General features: G+C 72.2%; 23 protein-coding genes. 7 read left to right on the plus strand and 16 right to left on the minus strand.

Annotation, left to right across the window (positions count from 1 at the left end):
• Positions 1 to 143: 143 nt before the first annotated feature.
• From NDAS_RS15700 to hisI, 3 genes are read right to left on the minus strand one after another with little or no spacing between them, the layout of a single operon-like run.
• Positions 144 to 476, minus strand: a complete 333-nt coding sequence (locus NDAS_RS15700) for an HGxxPAAW family protein (protein WP_013154194.1) — start codon at positions 474 to 476, stop codon at positions 144 to 146.
• Positions 476 to 1168 (minus strand): Trp biosynthesis-associated membrane protein, encoded by a 693-nt coding sequence (locus NDAS_RS15705; protein WP_013154195.1) that lies wholly within the window; start codon positions 1166 to 1168, stop codon positions 476 to 478. Before NDAS_RS15705 ends, NDAS_RS15700 begins: the two co-directional genes overlap by 1 nt.
• Positions 1165 to 1509, minus strand: a complete 345-nt coding sequence (gene hisI, locus NDAS_RS15710) for a phosphoribosyl-AMP cyclohydrolase (protein WP_013154196.1) — start codon at positions 1507 to 1509, stop codon at positions 1165 to 1167. Before hisI ends, NDAS_RS15705 begins: the two co-directional genes overlap by 4 nt.
• Positions 1510 to 1718: 209 nt before the next feature.
• On the opposite strand from hisI, the gene NDAS_RS15720 reads away from it, so the two are divergent.
• Complete coding sequence (locus tag NDAS_RS15720) at positions 1719 to 2714, plus strand: phosphoheptose isomerase family protein (RefSeq protein WP_013154197.1); 996 nt, start codon at positions 1719 to 1721, stop codon at positions 2712 to 2714.
• A gap of 272 nt (positions 2715 to 2986) precedes the next feature.
• On the opposite strand, the gene NDAS_RS15725 is transcribed toward NDAS_RS15720, so the two are convergent.
• The 10 genes from NDAS_RS15725 to hisD form a co-directional block, all read right to left on the minus strand.
• Complete coding sequence (locus tag NDAS_RS15725; protein ID WP_013154198.1) at positions 2987 to 4834, minus strand: ABC transporter ATP-binding protein; 1848 nt, start codon at positions 4832 to 4834, stop codon at positions 2987 to 2989.
• The gene (locus tag NDAS_RS15730) at positions 4831 to 6846 is read right to left on the minus strand and encodes an ABC transporter ATP-binding protein (protein ID WP_013154199.1); all 2016 of its coding nucleotides are present in this window, start codon (positions 6844 to 6846) and stop codon (positions 4831 to 4833) included. The genes NDAS_RS15725 and NDAS_RS15730 overlap by 4 nt, the downstream gene beginning before the upstream one ends.
• Before the next feature lie 315 nt (positions 6847 to 7161).
• A complete protein-coding gene (locus tag NDAS_RS15735) occupies positions 7162 to 7743 on the minus strand; it encodes a peptidoglycan-binding domain-containing protein (protein WP_013154200.1) in 582 nt (193 codons plus the stop codon).
• A 349-nt stretch (positions 7744 to 8092) separates the two neighbouring features.
• The gene (gene hisF, locus NDAS_RS15740; protein ID WP_013154201.1) at positions 8093 to 8866 is read right to left on the minus strand and encodes an imidazole glycerol phosphate synthase subunit HisF; all 774 of its coding nucleotides are present in this window, start codon (positions 8864 to 8866) and stop codon (positions 8093 to 8095) included.
• Positions 8863 to 9624 carry a bifunctional 1-(5-phosphoribosyl)-5-((5-phosphoribosylamino)methylideneamino)imidazole-4-carboxamide isomerase/phosphoribosylanthranilate isomerase PriA gene (priA, locus tag NDAS_RS15745; protein WP_013154202.1) on the minus strand — a complete coding sequence of 254 codons (762 nt, stop codon included), beginning with the start codon at positions 9622 to 9624 and terminating at the stop codon, positions 8863 to 8865. The genes hisF and priA overlap by 4 nt, the downstream gene beginning before the upstream one ends.
• A 70-nt stretch (positions 9625 to 9694) precedes the next feature.
• Entirely contained in the window at positions 9695 to 10354 is a 660-nt protein-coding gene (hisH, locus tag NDAS_RS15750) for an imidazole glycerol phosphate synthase subunit HisH (protein WP_013154203.1), read from the minus strand.
• 17 nt (positions 10355 to 10371) lie between these two features.
• Positions 10372 to 10533, minus strand: coding sequence for a hypothetical protein (locus NDAS_RS28935; RefSeq protein WP_013154204.1), 162 nt, complete (start codon positions 10531 to 10533; stop codon positions 10372 to 10374).
• Positions 10534 to 11127, minus strand: a complete 594-nt coding sequence (gene hisB / locus NDAS_RS15760; RefSeq protein WP_026338663.1) for an imidazoleglycerol-phosphate dehydratase HisB — start codon at positions 11125 to 11127, stop codon at positions 10534 to 10536.
• A gap of 87 nt (positions 11128 to 11214) precedes the next feature.
• Positions 11215 to 12297, minus strand: a complete 1083-nt coding sequence (locus NDAS_RS15765; RefSeq protein ID WP_013154206.1) for a histidinol-phosphate transaminase — start codon at positions 12295 to 12297, stop codon at positions 11215 to 11217.
• Positions 12298 to 12405: 108 nt separating this feature from the next.
• Complete coding sequence (gene hisD, locus NDAS_RS15770) at positions 12406 to 13701, minus strand: histidinol dehydrogenase (protein WP_013154207.1); 1296 nt, start codon at positions 13699 to 13701, stop codon at positions 12406 to 12408.
• A gap of 248 nt (positions 13702 to 13949) precedes the next feature.
• On the opposite strand from hisD, the gene NDAS_RS15775 reads away from it, so the two are divergent.
• From NDAS_RS15775 to NDAS_RS15790, 4 genes are all read left to right on the plus strand, one after another.
• Entirely contained in the window at positions 13950 to 14510 is a 561-nt protein-coding gene (locus NDAS_RS15775) for a ferritin (protein ID WP_019610981.1), read from the plus strand.
• A gap of 109 nt (positions 14511 to 14619) precedes the next feature.
• Positions 14620 to 15396: an LON peptidase substrate-binding domain-containing protein gene (locus NDAS_RS15780; RefSeq protein ID WP_013154209.1), complete on the plus strand. Its 777-nt coding sequence runs from the start codon at positions 14620 to 14622 to the stop codon at positions 15394 to 15396.
• A 221-nt stretch (positions 15397 to 15617) separates the two neighbouring features.
• Complete coding sequence (ybaK, locus tag NDAS_RS15785; RefSeq protein WP_013154210.1) at positions 15618 to 16103, plus strand: Cys-tRNA(Pro) deacylase; 486 nt, start codon at positions 15618 to 15620, stop codon at positions 16101 to 16103.
• Between the two features lie 74 nt (positions 16104 to 16177).
• Entirely contained in the window at positions 16178 to 18046 is a 1869-nt protein-coding gene (locus NDAS_RS15790; RefSeq protein ID WP_013154211.1) for an AMP-dependent synthetase/ligase, read from the plus strand.
• 15 nt (positions 18047 to 18061) lie between these two features.
• Here the strand turns inward: NDAS_RS15790 and NDAS_RS15795 are convergent, their stop codons facing one another.
• Entirely contained in the window at positions 18062 to 18775 is a 714-nt protein-coding gene (locus NDAS_RS15795) for a hypothetical protein (protein WP_013154212.1), read from the minus strand.
• A gap of 80 nt (positions 18776 to 18855) precedes the next feature.
• On the opposite strand from NDAS_RS15795, the gene NDAS_RS15800 reads away from it, so the two are divergent.
• Positions 18856 to 19395: a DinB family protein gene (locus NDAS_RS15800; RefSeq protein ID WP_013154213.1), complete on the plus strand. Its 540-nt coding sequence runs from the start codon at positions 18856 to 18858 to the stop codon at positions 19393 to 19395.
• Between the two features lie 222 nt (positions 19396 to 19617).
• On the opposite strand, the gene NDAS_RS15805 is transcribed toward NDAS_RS15800, so the two are convergent.
• Both NDAS_RS15805 and dnaE read right to left on the minus strand, forming a co-directional pair.
• Complete coding sequence (locus NDAS_RS15805) at positions 19618 to 20451, minus strand: PadR family transcriptional regulator (RefSeq protein ID WP_013154214.1); 834 nt, start codon at positions 20449 to 20451, stop codon at positions 19618 to 19620.
• A gap of 160 nt (positions 20452 to 20611) precedes the next feature.
• The gene (gene dnaE, locus NDAS_RS15810) at positions 20612 to 24172 is read right to left on the minus strand and encodes a DNA polymerase III subunit alpha (RefSeq protein WP_013154215.1); all 3561 of its coding nucleotides are present in this window, start codon (positions 24170 to 24172) and stop codon (positions 20612 to 20614) included.
• Between the two features lie 867 nt (positions 24173 to 25039).
• Here dnaE and NDAS_RS15815 point away from each other — a divergent pair.
• Positions 25040 to 26326: an HNH endonuclease signature motif containing protein gene (locus tag NDAS_RS15815; RefSeq protein ID WP_013154216.1), complete on the plus strand. Its 1287-nt coding sequence runs from the start codon at positions 25040 to 25042 to the stop codon at positions 26324 to 26326.
• The last annotated feature ends 373 nt before the right edge of the window (positions 26327 to 26699 follow it).

The raw sequence follows: 26699 nt of genomic DNA on the forward strand, positions 1-26699 counted from the left end.
CGGTGAGACTCCCACCGAACCGAACCGAACCGACGCGGCAGTCGTGGCCGGTGGGCCGAATCTACCCGCCCCGTGGGACCTTCGTCCATATTTCCGTTATTCACTCGTTGTGAGCTGCGGCTTCCCCGGTGCCCCGGTGTCCGTCAGGCCTTGGTCGCGTCGGGGTCCAGGGCGGGGCCGGGCTGCGCGGCGGCGGGCTCGGGCTGCGCGGCGGCGGACTTGCGTCCGGCCTCCCACTCCTCGCGCGTGGGCGGAACGGGGCGGGGCTCCTTGCGGCCGTAGCCGGCCTTCTTCATGACACCGGCGATCGCGGCGAGCACGACGCTGGCGACGAGGGCGACGGCGGTCCACAGCAGCAGGTCGCCGCCGAGGAAGACGATGACGAAGGCCGCCACGGACCACGCCACGATCCAGGACACGGTGAGGAACCAGGCGGACAGGGTGTTGCCGTGGTCGTCGTGGTGCTCGTCGGCCATCAGGTGTTCTCCTTAGGTTCGGCTGGGCGTGCTGCCCGCGGTGCGTGGGCGGCGCCGTCGGGGTCCGCGGGCGTGGTGCCCGCGGGCTCGGCGTCGAGTGTGGGGTCGTCACCGGCGTCCAGCGACCTCCACAGGTCGGAGGGCGTCTCGGACCGGGTCGCGCGCGGTGCGGCGTCCCGATCGTACCGGGTGCCCATACCAGGCCAGGCAGGGGCTCGCAGTACCGCGACCAGCCCCGCCGCGACCAGGAGGACGGCTCCGGCCACGGCCATGGCGGGCCCCAGGGCCAGCAGGCGGGGGTCGGCGGCCACCTGGGCGGCCCCGGCGGTGTCGGTGGTGCTGTCGGCCATCGCGGCCAGGAGCGCGTCGGGGCGGGTGGCGCCCCAGACGGCGTTGAGGGCGGCCGCTCCGCCCAGGGCGACGAGGAGGCCGACCGCCCGGCGGCCCCAGCCCCTGGCGGCGTACAGGCCGGCGATCCCGGCCAGCCCGGCCCAGCCGAAGCCGCTCAGGGCACCGGTGAGGTCGGTTCCGGTGAGCTCCACGGAGACGGGGGCGACCGGCCCCGGCGCGGTGAGTTCGCCGGTCGCCCACGGGCGTCCGGCGGCAGCGAGCAGGAGTCCGGCCCCGGCGGCCAGGGCGAGCATGGCCAGGCCGTACTCCCGGCGCACGCGGGGCGAGGAGGCCGAACTCACAGGAGTCTCCCGGCGTCGAAGCAGGTGTGGTCGCCGGTGTGGCAGGCGGCCCCCTCCTGGTCGACGCGGACCAGAAGGGTGTCCCCGTCACAGTCGAGTGCGACCGACACCACACGCTGGGTGTGTCCGGAGGTGGCTCCCTTGACCCAGTACTCGCCGCGGCTGCGCGACCAGTAGGTGGCGGAGCCGGTGGTGAGGGTGCGGTGCAGGGCCTCGTCGTCCATCCAGGCGAGCATGAGGACCTCCCCGGTGTCGTGCTGCTGCACGACGGCGGGGACGAGGCCGTCCGGGTTGCGCTTGAGTCGGGCGGCGATGTCCGGGTCGAGGCTGGTGACGCTCATGCACTCCAGGTTATGGCCGCCGCTGGAGCGTCCCGCACCGGGTGTCCCCTGGCGTCGGGGGTGCGGGTCGGGGCGGTGCGGGGGCTGTTCGGGACGGGACGGCGGGGAGGGCGGGGCCGGGGGACGGTGGGCGCCGGGAGCCGGGGGCCGCGGATGTCCTAGAGTTCGTGCGTCGTCCCTCGCCCTGCCTTCGTACCCTGGGGGGTTTCGTGACCGCCGAGTCCCTGTCCCGCGACCTCGCGGGCAAGCCCGAGGCGCTGATCCGGCTCGCCGAGCGCTTTCCGCGGTGGGATCCCTACGCCGCGCTGCCCGCGCTGCTCGACGACGAGCCCGCCGCGGTGCGCTTCCTGGGCCTGGGCGCGGCGCGGCACGCGTGCGAGGTGGCGGCGGCGCGGCTGCGCCGGGCGGGGATCGCGGCGAGCGCGGACTTCTCCTCGTCGGCGGAGGAGCCGCCCGCGGGGCCGGAGACGCTCGTGGTCGCGGTGAGCCTGGGCGGTGGGCAGCGCGAGCTGTACACGGTGCTGGACCGCTACGTGGCGCGGTCGCCGGTGATCGTGCTGGCCCCGTCGGTGGACTTGGTGGTGGGGCGGCAGGCGGATCTGCTGGTGCCGCTGCACGCGGGTGAGGAGGCGAGCGGTGTGGGCTGTCGCGCCTACCAGCACGCGCTGGCCCTGCTCCTGCTGTTGGGGCACCGTCTGGGCGCGCCCCGGCCGGGCAACAGCCAGTCCCTGCCGGGGCTGCTGCGCCGCACGGCGAACGCGACGGCGTCGCTGTTGGAGAGCGCGCCGGGGTGGGTGCCCGAGGTCGCCCGGATCCTGGATTCGCCGCACGGGGTGCACATGGTGGCCCCGGCCGAGCGTATGGCGTCGGCCTGGCAGGGGGTGCGGGTGCTGCGCCAGGGGCCGGTACGGGTGGCGCACGCGTGTGAGACCGGGGAGTGGTCGCACACCGACCGCCACCTGGCGGCGGTGACGGACTACCGTGCGCTGCTGTTCGCTGGTTCGGCCTACGACGAGCGCTTCGCCCAGCACCTGGGGCAGTTGCGGGGGGCGTTCGTGGCGGTGGGCCCCACCCCCGGCCAGGAGCGGATGCCGGAGGCGGAGCTGACCGTGCGCTACCCGGGCGACACCGACCAGGACGTGAGCCTGCTGGTGGAGCCGCTGGTGGCGGAGCTGCTGGCGGCGCACTGGTGGCGCGGCCGGTAGCGCCCGCGGGGCGGCGGGCGGGCCGTGCGTCCGGTAGCGCCCGCGGGGCGGCGGGCGGGCCGTGTGTCCGCCGACCGAGGCCGGTGACGCCCTCGGCGGTCGGCGGCGGGCGTCCACAGGCCCGGCAGGGGCGTTGCCCGGGTCCGGTCGGGCCGGGGAGAATGGACCGGGGGCCGCCCCCGCCGTCGGGGCGGACACGGCGCCCCCGGACCAACGCTAGCCCGGCGGCCGTGCGGGCGCACCCCCTTCCGCTGGCCTGTGGACGGTCCCGGTCAGGCCGAGGAGCGCACCCAGGAGGCGTACAGGTCGGCGTACACGCCCGGCCTGTCCACCAGTTCGGTGTGCGAGCCGCTCTGCACGACGCGCCCGTCGTCGAAGACGAGGACCCGGTCGGCGGCCTCGGCGGTGGAGAGCCGGTGCGCGATGGCCACGGAGGTGCGTCCGCGGGTGAGCCGGTCCAGGGCTCGCTGGATGCGCACCTCGGTGTGCGGATCCACCGCCGAGGTGGCCTCGTCCAGTACCAGCAGGTCGGGGTCGGCGATGTAGGCGCGCACCAGGGCGACGAGCTGCCGCTCCCCCGCCGAGAGCGACTCCCCGCGCTGGCCCACGGGGGTGTCGAGTCCGTGGGCGAGGCTGTCGAGCCACTCGGTCAGCCCCAGTTCGGTGACGGCCGCCTCCAGTTCGGCGTCGGTGCTCTCGGGGCGGGCGAAGCGGATGTTGTCGCCCAGGGAGCTGTCGAAGAGGAAGCCCTCCTGCGGGACCATCACCACGCGGCTGCGCAGGGAGGAGAAGGCCACCTCGCGCAGGTCGACGCCGTCGAGCCGGACGGTGCCCCGGGCGGGGTCCATGAGGCGGGTGAGCAGTTTGACGAAGGTGGTCTTGCCCGAGCCGGTCTCGCCCACCACGGCCACGCGGGTGCCGGGGGTGATCTCGACGCTGACGTCGTCGAGGACGACGGGGCCCTCGGGGTAGGAGTAGGTCACCCCGTCGAAGGAGACCCGGACCGGTCCGCGCGGCAGCACCCGGCCCGCCTCGCCGGGGTCGGCGATGTCGGGGACGGTGTCGAGCACGCCCAGGACGCGGCGCCAGCCCGCGATGGCGTTCTGGGCCTCGTTGAAGATCTCGGTGGCCATCATCATCGGCTGGATGAACAGGGTCATCAGGAACAGGAAGGCGATGAGCTGCCCGGCGGTCAGGCCGCCGTCCAGGCCGAGCCAGACGCCGATGAGGACGACGGCGGTGTTGCCCAGGGCGGCGATGATCTCGGCGAAGGGCGAGACCGCCATGGACAGCCGCTGGGCGCGGATCTGGGAGCGGCGCGTGGTCAGGACGGTGGTGTCGATGCGCTCGGCGGTGCGCCCCTCGGTGCCGTGGGCGCGGATGACGGAGGCGCCCATGACGGTCTCGCCGATGACGCCGAGCATGTCGCCGGTGTTCTCTCGGACCGTGAGGTAGGCCTTGGAGAGCAGCTTCTGGAGCCAGCGCACGCCGAACAGCAGCGGCAGGAAGCAGATCCACACCACGAGGGTGAGCTGCCAGGAGTAGACCGCCATCAGGACGGTGGCGACCAGGAGCTGGCCGCTGCTGACCAGCAGGAGCAGGCCGCCCCACTGCATGAAGGTGCTGATCTGGTCGACGTCGCTGGTGACGCGCGAGACCAGGGCGCCCTTGCGCTCGCTGTTCTGGGTGAGCACGGACAGGTCGTGCACGTGCCGGAAGGCCTTGCGGCGCAGTGTGGCCAGGCCGGACTCGGTGGCCCGGTACAGGCGCACGTTCATCAGGTAGGAGCAGATCATGGTGACCACGAGCAGGGCGGCGCAGACGGTCACCATGCGGGTGACGAAGCCCAGGTCGGGGCCGTTCGCGCCGGTCAGCCCGTTGTCGATGATCTGCTGGACGGCGATGGGCACGATGACCTTGCCGGCGGTGGCCACGACGGCGAAGACCAGGGTGAGCCACAGGCCGCGGGCGAACTCCGGGGAGAGCCGCAGACCGCGCCTGAGCGTGTCCATCGCTCCCTCGGAGGAGCGGTGCAGCGACACGGCCGGGTCGTCGGGGGCGCGGCCGGGCCGCTCCTCCCCCTCCCGCTCTCGCTGCTCGTCGCGGGTGGGCGCGCTCATCGGGTGGCCTCCTCGGCGGCGTCGTCACGGGTGGGGCGGGCGGGTTCGAGGGGGCCTGGTTCCTCGGGCAGCGGGTCTGTCTCGGCCTGCCCCTCGGCGGAGGCGCGCTCGTAGGCGGTGACGAGCCTGGTGTAGCCGGGCGAGGTGGTGAGCAGTTCCTCGTGGGTGCCGCGGGCCAGCACGCGTCCGCGTTCCATGTAGACGACCTCGTCGGCGAGTTCGATGGTGGCGCGGCGGTAGGCGACCACGACCACGGTGGCGGCGTCGTCGCGTTCGCGCAGGCCCGCCAGGATCTGCGCCTCGATCTGGGGGTCCACGGCCGAGGTGGCGTCGTCCATGATGAGCAGCCTCGGGCGGCGCACGATCGCGCGGGCCAGGGCCAGGCGCTGGCGCTGCCCTCCGGAGAGGGTGGTGCCCTTCTCGCCGAGCCGGGCGTCGAGTCCGCCCTCCAGTTCTCGGACGAAGCCGTCGGCGCGGGCCAGGCGCAGGGCGGCCCAGACCTGGTCGTCGTCGGCGTCGGCGCCCAGGGTGATGTTGTCGCGGACGCTGTCCTCGAACACGAAGGTGCCCTGGGGCACCAGGGCAGCGTGCCGGGGGATCTGGTCGCGGGCCAGGTCGCGCACGTCGACGCCGTCGAGGGTGACGGTGCCCGTGTCGGCGTCGACCAGGCGCATGAGGACGGTGGTGAGCGTGGACTTGCCCGACCCGGTGGGGCCGACCAGTGCGACGGTGCGTCCGGGGGCGATGTCCAGGTCCACGCCGTTGAGGACGGTGGTGCGCGGCGCGGTGTCGGCTCCGCCGTCCATGAGGTCGCGCGCGCCGCCCCGCGCGTCGTAGGAGTCGGCGTAGGAGAAGGTCACGCCGCGGGCGCTCAGGGCGATGCCGGTGGGAGTGTCCTCCAGGGTGCGGGTGCCGTACTCCATGGCGCCGCCGGAGTTGAGTACGGACTGGACGCGGTCCCAGCCCACGACGCTGCGGGGCAGGTCGCCCAGGATCCACCCGAAGGAGCGGATGGGCAGGGCCAGGAGGGTGAACAGGAAGGCGATCTGGACCAGGTCCCCGGCGTCGATGGCGCCGGTGGACAGCCGCCACATGCCCAGGAGCAGGACGGCGAGCACGCCGAAGTTGGGCAGGGCCTCCATGACCGGGTCGAACATCGAGCGCATCCGGCCGACCTGGATGAGCGCGTCGCGCAGGCGGTGGGCGGCGGAGGTGAAGCGCTCGGTCTCGGTGTCCTCGCGGCCCAGGGTCTTGACGACGAGTGCGCCGTCGAAGGACTCGTGGGCGACGCCGCTGACCTCGGCGCGCAGCGCCTGGGCGCGCGAGGCCATGGGTGAGACGCGCCGTTGGAAGACGACGTTGGCGGCGGCCAGGACCGGGAAGACGACGAAGGCGACCAGGGCCAGGACCGGGTCGGTGGTGAGCATGGCGATGGCCGCGATGACCAGCATGAACACGCTGCCGACGGCCATGGGCAGCGGGGCGAGCGGCTGCCAGGCGGCCTCGACGTCGGCGTTGGCGTTGGACAGCAGCTGTCCGGTGGGGTGGCGGTGGTGCCAGGACAGGGGCAGTTCGAGGTACTTGCGGGCGACGGCGCGGCGGTAGCGGGCCTGCATGCGGAACTGCATGAGCGCGGCGAGCATGCGGCGCATGGCGATGCCGGTGGCCTTGCCCAGTCCCACGCCCATGAGGAGCGCGGCGGCGCCGACGAGGGCGGCGGCGGTGGTGCTGCCCTGTTCGAAGGCGGGGAGGATGGTGGCGTCGGTGAGGTGGCCCAGGACCGAGGCGGAGCCGACGTTGACGGCGGCGTGCAGCATGGCCCCGACGACGGCGGCGAGGAAGACCCACGGTTCGGTGCGGGCGGCGACCCACAGCACCCGCATGCCGCGGGCGAAGACCCCGGTGTGCTCGGCGGCGTCGGTCGACTGGCGTGCTCCCGGTCCGTCGGCGGCTCCGGGCGGTGCCGTTCCCTCCTCGTTCTCCGGTTCCCTGGTGCTCGTGCCCCGCGCCATACGCCCCCCGTTCTCCTCCGTGCCGGGCAGGCCCGGCGCAGCCCGGCACGCGCGCGGCGGCCCCCGGGCATGCCGGAGGGCGCGGACGTGCGCGTGTCGTGTCAACCTATCCAGCGGCACCGACAAGGTTCCACCGGATTGTTTCAGCGCGCGGCGCGACGGGGCTATTCCGTCTGGTTCGGGGTGTGGCGGGTCCGGTTCCGGTCGCGGGCGGGGGCGGTCGCGCGCGGCGGCGCCGGGCCCCGAGGGGGTGGGCCCGGGCGCCGCCGGGAGGGGCGCGTCCCGGTCGCGGTCACCGGGGCGCCGCGGGGCCGGTCAGCGGGCGTAGTCCTGGTAGCTGATCACGGCGTGGAAGGAGACGGGCCCGAAGACGCCGTCGACGCCGATGCCGAAGTGCTCCTGGGCGGCGCGGACGGCCCGCTCGGTGGCGGGTCCGTAGACGCCGTCGGTGGCCAGGTGGGCGTTGAACTTGGCGTTGAGCTCGCGCTGGATCATGGTGACGACCGGGCCGGTGTCCCCGCGGCGGAACTGGTGCTGGCCGAAGACCAGCTCCTGGAAGTGCTCCCAGGTGTCGGGGTTGAGGTCGCCGTCGTTGTGCAGGCCGAAGGCCTCCTGGTAGGTGACGAGGGTGTCGTGCAGGTCCTGGTCGAACTCCAGGTTGAGCTCGCCGGGGTTGATCTCACCCGAGGAGAGCAGCATCTTGGCGGCGTAGACGTCGATGCTGGAGTCGCCGAGGGTGTACTCGGGCCAGACCTGGGACTCGATGGCGGCGAGGACCTCGGGGGAGGTCTGGTCGATGTCGTCCGCCAGGGCGGCGGGCGCGGTGGCGAGGGCGGTGGTCGCGGCGAGGGCGGCGGCCGCGAGGAGGGATGCGGCCCGCCCGGTGGTGGTGGACATGGAGAGGTTCCTTTCCCCTGGGGTCCCTGTGGTCGGTGCTGCGGAGTGGTTGGGTGTTACACACTGTTCGATGTGTGAGACCCGCGCCACGTTCACAAAATGCACGCCAATGCCACCAAAAGGACATAGTTCTCTGTCCTTGTCCTGTTTTCTCAGCACATGCGCCAACCGATTCGACGGTGTGCGCGTGTACCGGGCCACGGGGCGGGACCGGGTTCCGGCCGGAGGCGGGGCCGCGGAACACGGGGGCTCGGACACGAGCGGGCCGGACACGCGGAAGGCCCCCGCGCGCTCGCGTGCGCGCGGAGGCCTTGTGCCTGCAAGCGGCCGGGGCCGGGCCCCGCGCCGCTCAGCGGACGGGGTGGCCCGCCTCGCGCAGGCTCTTCTTGACGTCGGCGATGGTGAACTGCCCGAAGTGGAAGACCGTCGCGGCCAGCACCGCGTCCGCTCCCGCCGCCACGGCCGGGGCGAAGTGCTCCACCGCGCCCGCGCCGCCGGAGGCGATCAGCGGCACCTCCACCCGTGAGCGCACCGCCCGGATCAGCTCCAGGTCGAAGCCCGACCGGGTGCCGTCGGCGTCCATCGAGTTGAGCAGGATCTCCCCCGCCCCCAGCTCGGCCGCGCGCTCGCACCACTCCAGGGCGTCGACCCCGGCGCTGCGGCGCCCGCCGTGCGTGGTGACCTCGAACCCGCTCGGGGTCGGCCGCCCGTCCTCGCGCACCCGGCGCACGTCGGCGGAGAGCACCAGCACCTGGCGGCCGAAGCGCTCGGCGATCTCCCTGATGAGTTCGGGCCGGGCGATGGCGGCGGTGTTGACGCCCACCTTGTCCGCGCCCGCGCGCAGCAGCCGGTCCACGTCGTCGGGGGTGCGCACCCCGCCGCCCACGGTCAGCGGGATGAACACCTGGTCGGCGGTGCGGCGCACCACGTCGTAGGTGGTCTCGCGGTCGCCGCTGGAGGCGGTGACGTCGAGGAAGGTGAGCTCGTCGGCGCCGTCGGCGTCGTAGGTGCCCGCCAGCTCCACCGGGTCGCCCGCGTCGCGCAGGTTCTCGAAGTTGACGCCCTTGACCACCCGCCCGGCGTCCACGTCCAGGCAGGGGATGACGCGCACCGACACGCTCACGGCCGCACGCTCCCGGACTCGCGCACCGTGGCCAGGGCGTCCTCCAGGGTGAAGGCGCCCTCGTACAGCGCGGTTCCCATGATGGCGCCCTCCACTCCCAGCGGCACCAGCGTGGCGATCGCCCGCAGGTCCTCCAGGCTGGAGACGCCTCCGCTGGCCACCACCGGCTTGTCGGTGCGCTCGCACACGGTGCGCAGCAGGTCCAGGTTGGGGCCCTTGAGGGTGCCGTCCTTCTGGACGTCGGTGACGACGTAGCGGGCGCAGCCCTCCGACTCCAGGCGCTCCAGGGTCTGCATGAGGTCGCCGCCGTCGCGGGTCCAGCCGCGCGCGGCCAGGGTGGTGCCGCGCACGTCCAGGCCGATCGCGATCCGGTCGCCGTGCTCGGCGATGATCCTGGCGCACCACTCCGGGTTCTCCAGGGCCGCGGTGCCGATGTTGACCCGCCTGCACCCGGTGGACAGGGCGGCGGCCAGCGACTCGTCGTCGCGGATGCCGCCGGACATCTCGACCTTGACGTCGAGGCGGCCCACGATGTCGCGCAGCAGGTCGCGGTTGTGGCCGCGGCCGAACGCGGCGTCCAGGTCCACCAGGTGGATCCACTCGGCACCGGCGGACTGCCAGGCCAGGGCCGCCTCGAAGGGGTCGCCGTACTGCCCGCCGGAGCCCGCCTTGCCCTGGACGAGCTGGACGGCCTGGCCGCCCGCCACGTCCACGGCGGGCAGCAGTTCGAGTACGGGGGTGGTGGTCTCGCCGGTCATGGAGTCATCTCGTTCTCGTCGGTCGGAAGGTCTTCGGGAGCGGTGGCGGGCCGGGCGCGGCGGACACCGGTCAGAGGGTGTCCACCCAGTTGGCCAGGATGCGGGCGCCCGTGTCGCCGGACTTCTCCGGGTGGAACTGGGTGGCCCACAGGGGTCCGTTCTCGACGGCGGCCACGAACGGCTCGCCGTGCTCGGCCCAGGTCACCCCGGGCGCCGGGATGCGCTCGTTGGTGGGCGTGAACTCCCACTCGCGCACGGCGTAGGAGTGCACGAAGTAGAAGCGGTCCTCGGGGCCGATCCCGGCGAAGAGCCGGGTGTCCTCGGGCGGGCGGACGGTGTTCCAGCCCATGTGCGGAACGACCGGTGCGCGCAGGCGGTCCACCGTGCCGGGCCACTCGCCGCAGCCCTCGGTGACCTCCTCCCCCGCCTCGGCGTCGGAGTCGGCGCGCTCCACCCCCCGGTCGAAGAGCACCTGCATCCCCACGCAGATGCCCAGGACCGGGCGGCCCCCGGCCACGCGCCTGCCGATGATCCGGTCGCCGCCCGCGGCCCGGAGGCTGGACATGCAGGCGCTGAACGCGCCCACGCCCGGGACGACGAGGCCGTCCGCGTCGAGGGCGGCGTGCGGGTCGGAGGTGACGGTGACGTCGGCTCCGGTGCGCTCCATCGCGCGCTGCGCCGAGCGCAGGTTGCCGGAGCCGTAGTCGAAGACGACCACTCGTGACGGCATGGTGCTGCCCTTCCCCTTCAGAAGTAGTCCAGGCGCAGTACGCCGGAGGCCAGCGCGAGCGCCGTGCATCCGGCCAGGACGACGGCGAGGGGCCGGTTGACCCTCCACAGGGCGTACGCGCCCCCGGCGAGGAAGCCCCCGAGCACGATGAGGGCGATCCCCCACAGGTATCCGTCCATCTACAGGGCGCCCTTGGTGGACGGGATGCCGCTGACGCGCGGGTCGTCCTCGGTGGCCGCGCGCAGGGCGCGGGCCAGCGCCTTGAACTGGCACTCGACGATGTGGTGGGCGTTGCGGCCGTAGGGCACGCGCACGTGCAGGGCGACGCGGGCCTGGGCCACGAACGACTCCAGGATGTGGCGGGTCATGGTGGTGTCGTAGTCGCGGCCGATCAGCGGGGCCATGCCCTCGGGCTCGCTGTGCACCAGGTAGGGGCGGCCGGAGACGTCGACGGTGACCTCGGCCAGGGCCTCGTCCAGGGGCACCTTGGCGTCGGCGAAGCGGCGGATGCCGCGCTTGTCGCCCAGGGCCTCGCGGAAGGCCGCGCCCAGGGCCAGGGCGGTGTCCTCCATGGTGTGGTGGGAGTCGATGTGCAGGTCGCCCTCGGTGCGCACGGTCAGGTCGAACAGGCCGTGCTTGGCGAGCTGGTCGAGCATGTGGTCGAAGAAGCCGACGCCGGTGGAGACGTCGGCGACGCCGGTGCCGTCCAGGTCGATCTCGACCAGGACCTTGGTTTCCTTGGTGGTGCGCTCGACGCGTCCGGTGCGGCTCATGGTGGTGGGACTTCCTCGCTCGGTGCGGTGGGTGCGGGGCCCGGCCGGGCCGGGCCCGGCGGCGGTCTCGGGGTCGGCGGGCACGGCTCAGCGTCCGGTGGCGCTGAGCAGGGCCCGGCGGAAGGCGGCCATCTCCTGCGGGGTTCCGACGCTGACGCGCAGCCACCCGGGCGGGCCGGTCTCGCGGATGAGGACCTGCTGGTCGAGCATGTCCTGCCAGACGCGGCTGCGGTCCTCGAACTCGCCGAACAGGACGAAGTTGGCGTCGGACTCGGCGACCGAGAAGCCGTGCCCGCGCAGCCAGGAGACCAGGGAGTCGCGTTCGGCGCGCAGGTCGGCGACGGCGGCGAGGAGTTCGTCGGCGTGGTCGAGCGCGGTGAGCGCGACCGTCTGGGTGACGGCGGACAGGTGGTAGGGCAGGCGGACCAGCTGGAGGGCCTCGACCACGGCCGGGTGGGCGGCCAGGTAGCCCACGCGCGCCCCGGCCAGGGCGAAGGCCTTGGACATGGTGCGCGAGACGACGAGCCTGGGGTGGTCGGACAGCAGGCTCAGCGCGCTGGGCGTGCCCTCGCGGCGGAACTCGGCGTAGGCCTCGTCCACGACCACGACGCCGGGGGCCGCGGCCAGGACGCGCTCCGTGTCGGCCAGGTCCAGGGCGGTGCCGGTGGGGTTGTTGGGCGAGGTGAGGAAGACGACGCTGGGCTGGTGCTCGGCGATGGCGGCCAGGGCGGCGTCCACGTCGACGCGGAAGTCGGCTCCGCGCGGCACGGACACCCAGGCGGTGCCGGTGCCCCGGGAGATGATCGGGTGCATGGAGTAGGACGGCTCGAAGCCCATGGCGGACCGGCCGGGGCCGCCGAAGGCCTGGAGGATCTGCTGGAGGACCTCGTTGGAGCCGTTGGCCGCCCACACCTGGTCGGCGGTCAGGCCGTGGCCGAGATAGGCGGCCAGGCCCTCGCGCAGGCGGACCGCGTCCCGGTCGGGGTAGCGGTTGAGGCCCAGGGCGGTGTCGGCGACCGCCTCGGCCAGCGCCTTGGCCAGGCGCGCCGAGGGCGGGTGCGGGTTCTCGTTGGTGTTGAGCACCACGGGCACGTCCAGCTGCGGCGCGCCGTAGGGCGAGCGGCCGCGCAGGTCGTCGCGCAGGGGCAGGTCGTTCAGGGTGAAGCTCACGGTTGCACGCTCATGGTCGGTCGGAGGCGGGCGGGGCGTGCGGGTCGCGGCCGGTGCGGCCGCGGGGCCCGCGCGCCCGGGTTCCCGCCGGGCGGGTGGCCTTCGGGCTCAGGCCGGGTCCGTGCGCGCGGCGACGGCCTCGCCGTGCGCGGGCAGGTCCTCGGCGTTGGCCAGGGCGATGACGTGGTGGGCGACGTCGGTCAGCGCCTCGCGGTCGTACTCGACCACGTGCACGCCGCGTAGGAAGGTCTGCACGCTCAGGCCGCCGGTGTGGCAGGCGCAGCCTCCGGTGGGCAGCACGTGGTTGGACCCGGCCGCGTAGTCGCCCAGGGAGACCGGCGAGAAGTCGCCGACGAAGATCGCGCCCGCGTTGCGCACGCGCGCGGCACACGCGGCGGCGTCGGCGGTCATGACCTCCAGGTGCTCGGCGGCGTAGGCGTTGACGACGGCGAGGCCGTGGTCGAGGTCGTCGACCAGGACGATGCCGGACTGCGGGCCGGACAGGGCCTCGCGGACGCGGTCGCCGTGCTTGGTGGCGGCCACGCGGGCGGCGAGGCGGTCGGTGACCGCCTCGGCGAGCGCCTCGTCCGGGGTGACCAGGACGGAGGCGGCGACGACGTCGTGCTCGGCCTGGCTGATCAGGTCGGCGGCGACGTAGTCGGGGTTGGCGGTGGCGTCGGCGAGGATCGCGATCTCGGTGGGACCGGCCTCGGCGTCGATGCCGATGACGCCCTTGAGCAGGCGTTTGGCCGCGGCCACCCAGATGTTGCCGGGGCCGGTGACCATGTCGGCGCGCTCGCAGGGGCCCGCGCCGTAGGCGAACATGGCGATCGCCTGGGCGCCCCCGACGGCGTAGACCTCGTCGACGCCGAGCAGGGCGCAGGCGGCGAGGATGGTCGGGTGGGGCAGCCCGCCGAAGGCGCTCTGGGGCGGCGAGGTGACCGCCAGGGAGCGCACCCCCGCCTCCTGGGCGGGGACGACGTTCATGACGACGCTGGAGGGGTAGACGGCCCGGCCGCCCGGCACGTAGAGGCCGACGCGGTCGACGGGGATCCACCTCTCGGTGACGGTGCCCCCGGGCACGACGCGGGTGGTGTGGTCGGTGCGGCGCTGGTCGCGGTGGACCGCGCGGGCGCGGCGGATGGACTCCTCCAGCGCGGCGCGCACGGCGGGGTCGAGGCCGTCCAGGGCGGCCTCGATCGCGTCCTTGGGCACGCGGATGTCGGTCAGTCTGACGCCGTCGAAGCGCTCGGTGAGTTCGACCAGGGCCTCGACACCGCGATGGCGCACGTCCTCGCACAGGGGGCGTACGCGCTCGGCGGCGGCCGCCACGTCCAGTTCCGCGCGCGGAAGGGCCTGACGCGGGTCGCCTTGGGTGCCTCGGAGGTCGATTCGACTGATCACGGTCCCAGTCTAGGGGGAAGTGCCCATTCGGTGGGCGGCGCCGTCCGGATGATGGACGCCACACGCGCCACCGGCGGGTACGCGCCGGCCCGGGAGGGCGCCGACGGGGTGGAACGCGTTACGCCCGAATAAGTGCGGCCTAAGTTTGGGACACCTAACCTTATTAACCTTCAGAAAGGCTTGCCTAAGAAATTCGAGTCACACTGATAAATGTCGCGAAATGCTTTTCCATGCGTTATCGTGTACTCATGACTTCGAACAAGAGCAGCGATATCGGCCTTTCCAAGTTCCACCGGCTCCTCGTCGACCAGGTGCGGCACGAGTTCACGGCCTCCCACCAGTACGTGGCCATCGCCGCCTGGTTCGACGACCACGACCTGCCCCAGCTGGCGCGGGTCTTCTACGAGCAGTCCCTGGAGGAGCGCGACCACGCGATGATGATCGTGCGGTTCCTCCTGGACACCGACGTCCCGTTCTCCCTTCCGGGCGTGGACGAGATCGAGACCGATTTCGCCGTGCCCCGGGACCTGGTCGCCCTGGCCCTTCGCCAGGAGCGCGAGGTGACCGACCAGTTCCAGCGCCTGGCCAAGGTCGCCCGGGACGAGGACGACTACACCGGCGAGCAGTTCCTCCAGTGGTTCATCCAGGAGCAGACCGAGGAGGTCGCCAAGATGTCGACCCTCCTCAACGTGGTGGACCGCGCCAACGGCAACCTGTTCCACGTGGAGGACTTCGTCGCCCGGGACATGCCCAGCGAGGACAGCGGCAGCCAGGGCGCGCCCGGCACCGCCGGCCCGTCGGTCTCCTGACCCCGTGACCCGGACCCCGGGCGCCCGCGGGCCTCGGGGCCGGGACCGGCCGGGGACGCGCCGCCGGTTTCGGCGCTCGCGTTCCCGGCATGAGGGGCATACTGGAACCATGCCCTTGGCCCTGCCGATCTTCCCGTTGAACACCGTGCTGTTCCCCGGTATGACCGTTCCCCTGCACGTCTTCGAGCGGCGCTACCGCCGCCTGGTCGCGGAGCTGCTCGGGCCCGACTTCGCCCAGGGGGACGAGGGCGGGCGCGGCCGGGGCCCGCTCCGGTTCGGCGTCGTGTGGATCGAGCTGGGCCAGGAGGTGGCCTCCGAGTCCGGCCAGGGCTCCGGCGGCGCCGACACCGGGACGCCCACCACGGGAGGACCGGGCACCTCGCTGCCCCGGATCAGCGCGACCGGGTGCACCGCCCTGGTGCGCGACGTGCGCACCTACGAGGACGGCCGCTACGACCTGGTCGTCGAGGGCGGCGCGCGGTTCTCCATCACCGACCTGTCGCAGGTGGACGCCTCCTCCCCCGAGGAGTACTCGACCGCGTCGGTGTCCTTCCTGCCCGAGCCGACCGGCCCGGACGCGGAGGAGCACGCCGAGCGCGTGCGCGATCTGTTCGGGACCTACTCCCAGCGCCTGGCCTCGATCGGGATGTCGCCGGACGCCTCGCCCGAGCTGCCCAAGGACCCCATCGCGCTGTCCTACGCGGTGGCCGCGGCCGCGGTCCTGGACCAGGCGGAGAAGCAGCGGATGCTGGAGGCCGAGGACGCCGCGACCCGGCTGGCCGTGACCGCCCGCTTCCTGCGCCGGGAGAACCGCATCGTGGCCGCCCCCACCCTGCCCAACCTCCCCGCGGGCCCCTTCCTCAACAACGGCGTGTCGTTCAACTAGGGGGCCGCGCGGCGCGTTCGCCGGCCCCTTTCCTGGTCGAAGGACCCGATACCGGTGTCCAACGGAGGAAACACCGGCTTTCCCCGCACGCCTGCGCGCGACCCGGCCCCGTGTTGGCCTAGCCTGCTGTGCGAACCGGTGCGGCGTGCCCGGGGCCCGACCCGGGCTGTTGCGACGCCCGCACCAGCGCGTTCGCGCGCGGAGAAGGAACCAGGTACTCAATGAGCGCAAAAGCCACACCCGCGACCGTGGCCGCCGGACGGACCAAGACCACGTACACGCTGCACCCCTACGAGGTGGATGGCTCCTCGGACGGGCACTCCTACGGCACCGACGCGGCCGACGCGCTCGGCGTCCCCCACGAGCACGTCTTCAAGACCCTGATCGCCGAGGTGGACGGACAGCTCACCGTCGGGGTGGTGCCCGTCAGCACCACGCTCGACCTCAAGGCGCTGGCCGCCGCGGTCGGCGGCAAGAGGGCCGCCATGGCCGACGCGGCACTGGCCGAGAAGGCCACCGGGTACGTGCGCGGCGGGATCAGCCCCCTGGGCCAGCGCAAGCGCCTGCGCACCGTGATCGACGCGTCGGTCACCGAACTGCCCACCGTCTACGTCTCGGCCGGGCGGCGGGGTCTGCAGATGGAGCTCAATCCCCGTGACCTGATCACGCTCACCGAGGCGGTCACCGCGCCCATCGGCGCCTCCTGACCCCCGACGGGGACCGTTTCCGGGGGCGTGCACGGGCTGTTGCCGGGTTACCTACCCAGGGGTAGTTTCGTGACATGGGTAACACTTCATCCCCCTTTTCCTCCGTCCCCGGTATGTTCCTCTCCCGCGTCGCCGAGTCCCCCGACTCCGAGGCGTTCAGCTACCCCCTTCCCGGCGCGTCCGGCGCCCCCGAGAAGTGGGAGACCCTCACCTGGTCCCAGACCCGCGACCGGGTGCGCGACATCGCGCTGGGCCTGCACGACCTGGGCGTGACCCCCCAGGCCCGGTGCGCGATCGTCTCCAGCACACGCGTGGAGTGGATCCTCGCCGACATGGCCGTGCTGTGCGCGGGCGGAGCCTCCACCACCGTCTACCCCTCCTCCACCCCGCCCGACTGCGCCTTCATCGTCTCCGACTCGGGCAGCATGGTGGCCTTCGCCGAGAACGACGAGCAGGTCGCCAAGCTGGTCGACCAGCGCGCGCGGATGCCGGGGCTGTCGCGGGTGATCGCCTTCGAGGGCGCGGCCGGGGGCGACGACGACTGGGTGATGTCCCTGGAGGAGCTGGCCGCCCGGGGCGCCGAACTCCACGCCCAGGACCCCGACCTGTTCGAGGCGCTGGTCGCGGCGGTCGCACCCGACCACCTGGCCACGCTGATCTACACCTCCGGCACCACGGGCAGACCCAAGGGCGTGCGGCTGGACCACGCGAACTGGCTCTACGAGTCCCAGGCCATGGCGGACCTGGACACCGAGCTGCGCGCGCAGGGCTGGGACCTGATGGGCCCCGACGACGTCCAGTACCTGTGGCTGCCGCTGTCGCACGTGTTCGGAAAGCTCATGCAGGTCAGCCAGCTGCGGATCGGCTTCCGGACCGCCGTGGACGGCCGCCCCGACCGGATCGTGGACAACCTGGCCGTCGTGCGGCCCACCTTCATGGCCGCCGCCCCGCGCATCTTCGAGAAGGTGTACAACCGCGTGGTCATGCAGGCCCGGGAGGGCGGCGCGGCCAGGTACCGGATCTTCCGGTGGGCCGCGGGGGTGGGCGACCGGGTCGCCCGGCTCAGGGAGGAGGGCCGCGAACCCACGGGCCTGCTCGCCGCGCAGCACCGGGCCGCCGACAGGCTCGTGTTCGCCAGGCTGCGGGCGCGCTTCGGGGAGCGGCTGAAGTTCTTCATCTCCGGCAGCGCGCCGCTGTCCCCCGAGATCGGCCGGTTCTTCTACGGCGCCGGGATCGTCATCCTGGAGGGTTACGGGCTCACCGAGACCAGCGCCGGGACGTTCGTCAACCGGCCCGGCGACGTGCGGTTCGGCACGGTCGGACTGCCCATGCCCGGTACCGAGGTGCGCATCGCCGAGGACGGCGAGATCCTCATCCGGGGCGGCGGCGTGATGCGCGGCTACCACAACCTCTCCGGCGCCACGGAGGAGGTGCTCACCGCGGAGGGCTGGTTCGCCACCGGGGACATCGGCGCCCTGGAGAACGGCCGCCTGCGCATCACCGACCGCAAGAAGGAGCTGATCAAGACCTCCGGCGGCAAGTACGTGGCGCCCCAGAGCATCGAGAGCCGCTTCAAGGCGCTGTGCCCCTACGTCAGCAACCTGGTCGTGCACGGCGACCGGCGCCCCTACTGCGTGGCGCTGGTGGCCCTGGACCCCGAGGCGATCGACGCGTGGGCGGCGGAGCACGGACTGGGCCACCTCGACTACACGGGCCTGACGCGGGAGCCCAGGGTCCGGGAGATGGTGCAGGAGGCCGTCGACGAGCTCAACCGTGGTCTGCCCCGGCACGAGACCGTGAAGAGGTTCGCGATCCTGCCGAGCGACCTGACGGTCGAGGAGGGCGAGATGACGCCCAGCCTGAAGATGCGGCGGCGGGCGGTCGAGGACAAGTACCGCGACCTGCTCGACGGCATGTACGAGGAGACCGTCCACCGGTTCTGAGGACGGGAGGCCGGGTCAGGGTCGGCCGCGGGGGTCCTCCGGCCCCGCCTGGTCGTGCTCGGCCGGGACCGGCTCACCGGGGGCCGGGCGGACCGCCGGACCCGGGTCCGGGCCGGGGCCGACCGGCGCCGCGGGCTCGGCGTGCTCCTCGGCCTCCGGGTCCCGCCGCGCGAACACCTGCCGGGGCACGCCGGGCAGGTCGCGGCGCACGAAGCTGATCGCGTCGAGCAGCCCGTACTGGAGCACGAACACCAGGGGCCAGATCAGCAGGAAGGCGGTCGCGTCGAGCTGGAGCCCGGTCTGGACGGTGGCGCCGGGCTCGGCCGCCTCGACGGCGGCGTGCGCCGGGCCGTCCAGGGCCACACCGATGCGCCAGGTGAGCACGGCCCCGCCCAGCGAGCCGAGGAAGCCCGCGACCAGGCAGACCATGCGCAGGTCCTGGAAGCGGCGGCGCGACAGCGGGAACTGGGCCATGTAGGCGGTGTAGCCCGCGACCAGCCCGGTGAGGGCGGTGATGAGGGCGAACCAGCCCTCGCCCGCGAACACGTCCTCGGTGGTTCCGGTGAAGACCTCGCCCCCGCCCAGCGCGGTGCCCTCCGCGCGCGGTGCCAGACCCCACCACAGCGGCCCCAGGACAGCGCCCAGCAGGAGCAGGACCCCCAGGACGCACGCCCCCACGACCAGCCGGCGTGTCGGCGCCGACCTCTCCCCCCGGTTGCGGTCCGCCATCTCCCCCACTCTCCCGCGCCCCGTCCCGGCCTGCGGAAAACCAGTGGATACGGGGCATAGCCGGAACGGAGAATACCGGCATGAATGACAAGAACAGCCCTCTGGCCGTCCCCGGCCTCCAGCGTGTCGACCCGCCCAAGGCCGCCGACGAGCGCACCATGCTCACCAGTTGGCTGGACTGGCACCGCGCCACGGTCCACGCCAAGTGCGCCGGTCTGTCCCCCGAACACGCCACCGCCACCCCCCTGCCGACGTCCCCGCTGATGAGCGTGGGCGCGATCGTCTCCCATCTGCGCTGGGTGGAGCACGCCTGGTTCGAGGTGATCCTGCTGGGGCTGCCCGACGAGGGCTACGCCACCCCGGAGGATCCCGACGCCGAGTGGCGCCGGGGCGCGGAGGTCCCCCTGGCCCGACTCCTGGAGGAGTACGAGGCCCAGTGCGCCCGTTCCCGGGAGATCACCGCCCGGCTGGAACTGGGTTCGGGCTCGCGGCGCGCGCACCGCGGCGAGGGGCACACCACGCTGCGGTGGGTGCTGGTGCACATGGTCGAGGAGACCGCCCGCCACAACGGCCACCTGGACGTCCTGCGCGAACTCGCCGACGGAACCACGGGCGAGTAGGTCCGCGGGTCGGTGACAGGGGCCCCGGGACGAAAGACGCGCTCCCTCGGGCCGAGGCACCGACGCACCGGGACACCGACCGGCTGGGGCGCTGACAGGCGGAGGCCCCGACGAACAAGGGCGCCGACGAACAGGGGCGCGAACAGACAGGGGTGCCCGGGGACGCGCTCGCGTCCCCGGGCACCCCTGCGTCGCAGCCGTCACCGGTCGGCGCCCGCCGCCTCAGTCCTCGTCGTCCTCCTCCGCGGCGGAGGCGCCGTCGGCCGCCTCCTCCTCGGCGAGGATGAGGTAGAGGTTGCGCCGGGTCTCGGCCAGGAGCCGTTTGGCCCGCTCCAGCTGGTCGGCGCTGCCCGCCTGGGCGACCTGCGCCGCGGCCGCGGTGAGCTGGTGGGCCAGGGCCGCGACCTCCTCGTACCGGGACCGGCTGTCGGCGTAGGCGTCGGCGACCGCCTCCCAGGGCGGGGTGAGCCCGGCGCCGTGCTCCTCCAGGTGGGCGATGCCCTCCTCGGTGAGCCGGTAGGGGCGGCGGCGCCCCTCGCCCTCCTCCTGGACGACCAGGCCCTCGTCCTCCAACTGCTGGAGCATGGGGTAGACCGAGCCCGGGCTGGGCCGCCACATGCCGCCGCTGCGCTCGCGGCCCTCGCGGATGATCTCGTAGCCGCTGCGCGGCTCCTCCGCGAGCAGCATCAGGATGCCGGTACGCACGTCGCCCCGCTTGGCGCGGTGCCCGCCCCGGCGTCGGCCGCCGGGGCCGCCTCCCGGGCCGAACCCCCCGCCCGGCCCGAATCCGCCGGGGCCGAACCCGCCGAAGGGGTGGTCGGGGCCGAAGGGCCCTCCTCCCCAGGGCGGCCGTCCCGGCCCCATCGGAGGCTCGGGGGGCGGAGGCGGGCCGGGCGGGCCGAATGCGAACCGTCCGCCGCCTCGCGGACCGCGGTGGCCCGGGTGCCCGGGGTGTCCGTGCCGTTCCTCCTCCGGCTGGCGGCTCCAGGGAAGGCGCGGACGGCGCGGTCCGCGCGCCTCCCAGGACCAGGGGCCGGGAATCGCCATGGCGCTCATGATGTCGTCCTCCTGGAGATCGTGCGATACAGAGCGACTGTCCTGCTCTGTTCTGATAGCTCAAAGATATATCGCTTACTTCGTCCTGGCAAGAGCGGGCACGAAAAAGGCCCCCGCTCGCCCGAGGGCGCGCGGGGACCGCGGGGACTTGCGGCGCTGGTCAGTAGTCGACCGCGAAGGCCCCCAGCAGGCTCTTGACCTCACCGTTGAACTCCGGGGAGATCCGCACCGAGTAGCGGTCCACGGCGTAGACCCGCGACCGGACCGGGTTGTCCACCCGGATCCGCACGGGGGTGTCCCCCTTGTGCGTGGCCAGCACCTGGCGCAGGTCGCCGACCAGCTCGGGGGTGAGGCGCTCCTCCGCGACCGTCAGCAGCACCGGGGGCTCCCCCTCGGTGACGTGCGAGATGTCCAGGATCGACATCTCCGAGGCGAACATCGACCACGTGCCGTCCCGGTCGTTGAGCCTGCCCTTGACGGTGACCGCGGTGTCCTCCAGCAGGGCCTGCACGTACAGCGGATAGGTCTTGGGGAAGAACAGCACCTCCATCGAGGCGTCCAGGTCCTCGACCGTGGCGATCGCCCACTGGTTGCCCGCCTTGTTGGTGCGCTTGTCCACCTTGGAGATCAGGCCGGAGATGCGCACCTCACCGCGTTCGCGGGCCATCTCGCCCGCCACGATCTGGGCGATGGAGGTGTCGCGTGAGCGGGCCAGCACCCGCTCGGCACCGGCCAGCGGGTGGCTGGAGACGTACAGGCCCAGCATCTCCCGTTCGAAGGCCAGCTTGGTCTTGCGGTCCCACTCCTCGTCGCCCCAGTTGATGTTGAGGCCGATGGGGGTGGAGTCGCCGTCGTCACCGCCGCCGAACAGGTCGAACTGGCCGTGCGCCTCCTGCTTCTTGGAGCTGATCATGCCGTCCACCGCCGTCTCGTGGTGGCGGTACAGCTCACGGCGGGGCTGGCCGAGCGAGTCGAAGCCGCCCGCCTTGATCAGCGACTCGATGACGCGCTTGTTGCAGGCCGCCAGCTCGATCTTGGACAGGAAGTCGGTGAAGGAGCTGAACTTGCCCTTCTCCGTGCGGGTCCTGATGATCGAGTTGACGACGTTGGCGCCGACGTTGCGCACCGCGCCCATGCCGAAGCGGATGTCCTTGCCCACCGGGGTGAAGCGCAGACCCGACTCGTTGACGTCGGGGGGCAGCACCTTGATGCCCTGGGTCCGGCACTCGGCCAGGTAGACCGCCATCTTGTCCTTGTCGTCGCTGACCGAGGTCAGCAGCGCGGCCATGTAGGCGGCGGGGTGGTTGGCCTTGAGGTAGGCGGTCCAGTAGGAGACCAGGGCGTACCCGGCGGCGTGCGACTTGTTGAACGCGTACCCGGCGAAGGGCAGCATGACGTCCCACAGCGCCTGCGTGGCCTCCTTGGAGAAGCCGCGCGCCTCGGCCCCGGGGAAGAACTTGGCCTCCTCCTCCTCCAGGGCCTCCTTCTTCTTCTTGCCCATCGCGCGGCGCATCAGGTCGGCGCCGCCCAGGGTGTACCCGGCCAGCTGCTGCGCGATGGCCATGATCTGCTCCTGGTAGACGAGCAGGTGGAAGGTCTCCCCCAGGATCGGCTCCAGAGCGTCCTTGAGCTCCGGGTGGATCGGAGTGACCTCCTGGCGGCCGTTCGAGCGGTCGGCGTAGTCGTTGTGCGCGTTCGCGGCCATCGGACCGGGCCGGTACAGCGACAGCACGGCCGCGATGTCGCCGAACTTCTTGGGCTCCATGCGCTTGAGCAGGTTGCGCATCGCGCCGCCGTCCAGCTGGAACACGCCCAGGGTGTCGCCGCGCGAGAGGAGCTGGTAGGTCTTCCTGTCGTCCAGGGGGAGCTTGCCGAGGTCGATGTCGATCCCCTCGGCCTCCTTGATGGACTTGACCGCGTCGTCCATGATCGTGAGGTTGCGCAGGCCCAGGAAGTCCATCTTGAGCAGGCCCATGTCCTCGCACTGAGGGTAGGGAAAGCCCGTGATGATGGCGCCGTCGGTGTCGCGCTTGTGCAGCGGGATGACGTCGAGCAGGGGTTCCTTGGACAGGATGACGCCCGCGGCGTGCACACCCGTACCGCGGGTCAGGCCCTCGATACCGCGCGCGGTCTCCATCACCTTGGCGACCTGCGCGTCGTTGTCGATGAGGTTGCGCAGCTCGGTGGTCTCGCCGTAGCGCTCGTGCTCGGTGTTGGTCACCGCCTCCAGCGGGATCTCCTTGCCGCCGACCGCGGCGGGGAAGGCCTTGGTGATCTGGTCGCCCACCGAGTAGGGCATGCCCAGGATGCGCGTGGAGTCCTTGACCGCGGCCTTGGCCTTGATGGTGCCGAAGGTCAGGATCTGCGCGACGCGCTCGGCGCCGTACAGGCGGGTGACGTACTCGATCATCTCCCCGCGCCGACGCTCGTCGAAGTCCAGGTCGACATCGGGCATGGTGACGCGCTCGGGGTTGAGGAACCGCTCGAACAGCAGCCCGTGCTCCAGCGGGTCCAGGTCGGTGATGCCCAGGACGTAGGCGATCATCGACCCCGCCGCCGAGCCTCGCCCCGGGCCCAGCGCGATGCCGTTCTTGCGCGCGTACTGGCAGATGTCGGCGACCACGAGGAAGTAGGCGGGGAAACCCATCTCGTTGATGATGCCGAGCTCGAAGTCGACCCGCTGGCGGATCTCGCCGTTGATCCCGTCCGGGTAGCGGGTGGGCAGGAGCCGCTCGACCTCCTTGGCCAGCCAGGAGGCCTGGGTCTCCCCCTCGGGCACGGGGAAGACCGGCATCAGGTCGCGGTGGGCGAACACCGCGTCGTAGGCGCCCGGGTCGATGCGCTCGGCCACCAGCAGGGTGTTCCTGCACCCCTGCTCCCACTCCTCGAAGTTGAGGATGCCGCGCATCTCCTCGGCGGACTTGAGGTAGTAGCCCGACCCGTTGAACCGGAACCGGGTGGGGTCGTCCAGGTTCTTGCCCACGCCCACCGCCAGCAGCGCGTCGTGCGCCGAGGCCTGGGACTCGTACACGTAGTGGGAGTCGTTGGTCACCAGCGGCGGGATGTCCAGCTCGCGGCCGACCCTGAGCAGGCCGTCGCGGACCTCCTTCTCGATGGGCACGCCGTGGTCCATCAGCTCCAGGAAGACGTTCTCCTTGCCGAAGATGTCCTGGAGCCCGGCCGCGTAGGCGACGGCCTCCTTCTCCTGGCCCAGCCGCAGCCGCGTCTGCACACCGCCCGAGGGGCAGCCGGTGGAGACGATGATGCCCTCGCTGTACTCCGACATGAGCTCCAGGTCCATGCGGGGCTTCATGTAGTAGCCCTCCATGGACGCCAGCGAGGACATCCGGAACAGGTTGCGCAGGCCCTTCTCGTTCTGCGCCAGCATCGTCATGTGCAGGTAGCGGCCGCCGCCGGAGATGTCCTTGCCGCCCTCCGCCGAGGCGTCGTCGGAGCCGCTGGACCGCCCCCAGAAGACCCGCTTCTTGTGGAAGCGCGACTCGGGTGCGACGTAGGCCTCGATGCCGATGATCGGGGTGACGCCGGTGCCCTTGGACTGCTGGTAGAACTCGTAGGCCCCGAACATGTTGCCGTGGTCGGTCATCGCGACCGCGGGCATGCCCAGCCGCGCCGCCTCCTTGAACAGGGGCTTGAGTTTGGCGGCCCCGTCGAGCATCGAGTACTCGGTGTGGACGTGCAGATGGGCGAAGGAGTCGGCCATGGCTCGGGTGCCCCCAGGAGGGTCGGTGGACAGGTGGTGACTCCTGAGCCTACGACTTTCCCGCGACACTCGCAGACCCCTGTGGACGACGTGTCCGGGCCGCCGTCCTGACCCACGCCGCGGGTCGGGTTTGGGCAGAGGAGCGGGCGCGGAGGGCCGCGGAGCCGGTGTGGGCGGACCCGGAGCAGGTGTGGGCGAGTCCGGAGCAGGTGTGGACAGTCCTGGGAGCCACCGGTTGGTATATCTCTCAGCCCGTGATCCCCGGTTTTCCACAGGCGGGGGTTGGGGGTGGTCGTGGGTGGCGTGGTGATGGTTTCCTGGAAATAGGGGGGATCCCACCCACGGAGGTTTTGGTGTGCCCTGAAACACTCGGCGACCAATAAGGATAATGGATTGAAGGGCAGGGAGGGGCCGCCCTCAGGTCTCTCCCCTACGCCCTTCCTGTCGGGGGTTTCTGGCGGCAACGAAAGCGCGCCAGCTACCGCGAAGTGGGATGGCCCGCGGAAAACGGTGCGCGTCGGGTGAGGGCGGGGGCGGCCGACGAACAGCGGCACCAAAGGCGGGAGCGACCACCGGAGGGCGACCAACACCCAGGGTGTAGGGATGGTCGGGCTCTGCTGCGTCGGCACCAACGGCAAGCAGGCCCTCCGGCCTCGGGCAACAGCCCCGGACCCTGCGGTCAGCGCGGGTAACGATCGCACCAACGACAATCGGTTATTTCGAGGGCACATTTTCGGACACCTTTTGAGCCTGGCTTAAACATGGAGCACCAATGAGGATCGGACCCCAGAAAGAAAGACTTCATATTCGCTCTGTGAATAGTGGAGAAATGGCGGGCGCTGGCCTATAATAAGAAGTATGGAGATGATGATCGCAGCACCCAAAGTGGCCCCCGGGGAATGTTCCCCGGCCGTGGCCGCGCTGGCCGGTGCGCGCGAGATCATCCACCAAGCGTTGAACGCCGAAGTCCCGCCCGGGGCCGACGAGACCGCCGCGGAGGAGATCGCGGCGCTGTGGGCGCAGCTGGACCAGATCCGGTATCAGGCGTTGACGCAGATGGCGCGCCTGTACGCGCGCGGTGAGGTCGCCCGCTACAGCGGCTACTCCACGCTGGACAAGTGGTTGGTGCACCACGGCACGATGCCCACCGCTCAGGCCAAGGACCTGGCTCGTCTGGCCCAGCACGTGCACGAGGAGACACTGCCCGCCACTGCCCAAGCAGTAGCTGAGGGCAGGGTGGTGTTGGGTGAGGCGGTCGCGATCGCCAAAGCCACCGACAAAGCCGTCCAGACCCGCGACGCCCAGCATTTCCCCGATCAGGGGGAGTACCGGCACGGGTTTGAGTCCGCCCTGGTGGCCGCGAAGGCGGAGCGGCCCGCGTTGTCGGTCAACCAGCTCCAGTCGGTGGCCCGCCAGGTCGCCTACCGTTTGGACCCCCACCGCCTGGACCGCGACCACGAGACCGCCCATGCCGCCCGCGGACTGACGGTGCATGACACGTTCCAGGGCAGCTACCAACTCCAGGCCTGGGGCGGCAGTGGGGATGCGTTGGTCGTGCGCGCGGCCATCGACACCTTCACCACCCCACCCGGGGAAGGTGACACCCGGTCCCGGTCCCAGCGTGAGCACGACGCGCTCATCGCGGCGCTGCGTTTTGCCACCACCCACACCGGATGCGGCAACGCTCCGGCTCCGTTGGCGCAGATCCGCATCGTGGTGCCCGTGCAGACCTACCTGGACGCCCAAGGCCAGGAGGTTCCGGCGTTGGACGAGCACGGTCGAGTGATTCCGGTCGGGCTGGTGCACGAGTTGGCCGCCGATTCTGAGGTGGTGCGGATGCTCACCGCACCGCCCACCGGGCAGGTGTTGGATGTGGGCCACAGCCGCCGCCTGGCCTCAACCCGCCAACGCACCGCCGCCTTCCACGGACACGCCACCTGCGCGCACCCGGGCGGATGTGAGGTACCGGTGGCGTTGTGCCAGGCCGACCACGTCACCTCGTTCTCCCGAGGAGGGCGCACCGTGGTCGCCAATCTCCAACCGTTGTGCGGGCCGCACAACCGGGCCAAGTACCAACGCGAACTGCGCACACACCGACAGCGGGAACGGCATCATCCGCCCGACAGGATTCCGGTTCCACCGCCCCGGGAATGACTCCCGGGTCGTGCCGGTCCCCGGCATGCCCGCGCCCGACAGGCGGCCCGGGCCCCGCGCCCACCGTGGTCGCTGCCACCGTCGCCCACCCCCGCCCCGGGGGCCGGTACCGCTGCCCGAGGCCGGAGGGCCCTCTGCCTTTGGCGCCAACGCAGCAAAGCCCCACCACCCTCGAACACCAACCGTTGATCGCCCTCCCAAACCACCTCGCGGCAGCTGGCGACGCCACCACCGGCCACCATCAGCGAGTGGAGCGTTGATCGGAGCCCCCAGACACCCGCCGCCTTTGGTGCCGACGCAGCAGAGCCCCACCACCCCCGAACACCAACCGTTGGTCACCCTCCCGCACCACCTCGCGGCAGCTGACGCCGCT

The organism is Nocardiopsis dassonvillei subsp. dassonvillei DSM 43111, from assembly GCF_000092985.1.
Lineage (GTDB): Bacteria > Actinomycetota > Actinomycetes > Streptosporangiales > Streptosporangiaceae > Nocardiopsis > Nocardiopsis dassonvillei.

Excerpts from the sequence above, each read along its gene's own strand:
- NDAS_RS15815 (WP_013154216.1), top strand. The coding sequence starts at position 25,040 with ATGATCGCAGCACCCAAAGTGGCCCCCGGGGAATGTTCCCCGGCCGTG.
- NDAS_RS15790 (WP_013154211.1), top strand. The coding sequence starts at position 16,178 with ATGGGTAACACTTCATCCCCCTTTTCCTCCGTCCCCGGTATGTTCCTC.
- NDAS_RS15780 (WP_013154209.1), top strand. The coding sequence starts at position 14,620 with ATGCCCTTGGCCCTGCCGATCTTCCCGTTGAACACCGTGCTGTTCCCC.
- priA (WP_013154202.1), bottom strand. The coding sequence starts at position 9,624 with ATGACCGGCGAGACCACCACCCCCGTACTCGAACTGCTGCCCGCCGTG.
- hisB (WP_026338663.1), bottom strand. The coding sequence starts at position 11,127 with ATGAGCCGCACCGGACGCGTCGAGCGCACCACCAAGGAAACCAAGGTC.
- NDAS_RS15725 (WP_013154198.1), bottom strand. The coding sequence starts at position 4,834 with ATGAGCGCGCCCACCCGCGACGAGCAGCGAGAGCGGGAGGGGGAGGAG.
- hisI (WP_013154196.1), bottom strand. The coding sequence starts at position 1,509 with ATGAGCGTCACCAGCCTCGACCCGGACATCGCCGCCCGACTCAAGCGC.
- ybaK (WP_013154210.1), top strand. The coding sequence starts at position 15,618 with ATGAGCGCAAAAGCCACACCCGCGACCGTGGCCGCCGGACGGACCAAG.
- NDAS_RS15700 (WP_013154194.1), bottom strand. The coding sequence starts at position 476 with ATGGCCGACGAGCACCACGACGACCACGGCAACACCCTGTCCGCCTGG.
- NDAS_RS15775 (WP_019610981.1), top strand. The coding sequence starts at position 13,950 with ATGACTTCGAACAAGAGCAGCGATATCGGCCTTTCCAAGTTCCACCGG.
- hisH (WP_013154203.1), bottom strand. The coding sequence starts at position 10,354 with ATGCCGTCACGAGTGGTCGTCTTCGACTACGGCTCCGGCAACCTGCGC.
- dnaE (WP_013154215.1), bottom strand. The coding sequence starts at position 24,172 with ATGGCCGACTCCTTCGCCCATCTGCACGTCCACACCGAGTACTCGATG.
- NDAS_RS15800 (WP_013154213.1), top strand. The coding sequence starts at position 18,856 with ATGAATGACAAGAACAGCCCTCTGGCCGTCCCCGGCCTCCAGCGTGTC.
- NDAS_RS15795 (WP_013154212.1), bottom strand. The coding sequence starts at position 18,775 with ATGGCGGACCGCAACCGGGGGGAGAGGTCGGCGCCGACACGCCGGCTG.
- NDAS_RS15735 (WP_013154200.1), bottom strand. The coding sequence starts at position 7,743 with ATGTCCACCACCACCGGGCGGGCCGCATCCCTCCTCGCGGCCGCCGCC.
- NDAS_RS15730 (WP_013154199.1), bottom strand. The coding sequence starts at position 6,846 with ATGGCGCGGGGCACGAGCACCAGGGAACCGGAGAACGAGGAGGGAACG.
- NDAS_RS15805 (WP_013154214.1), bottom strand. The coding sequence starts at position 20,451 with ATGAGCGCCATGGCGATTCCCGGCCCCTGGTCCTGGGAGGCGCGCGGA.
- NDAS_RS28935 (WP_013154204.1), bottom strand. The coding sequence starts at position 10,533 with ATGGACGGATACCTGTGGGGGATCGCCCTCATCGTGCTCGGGGGCTTC.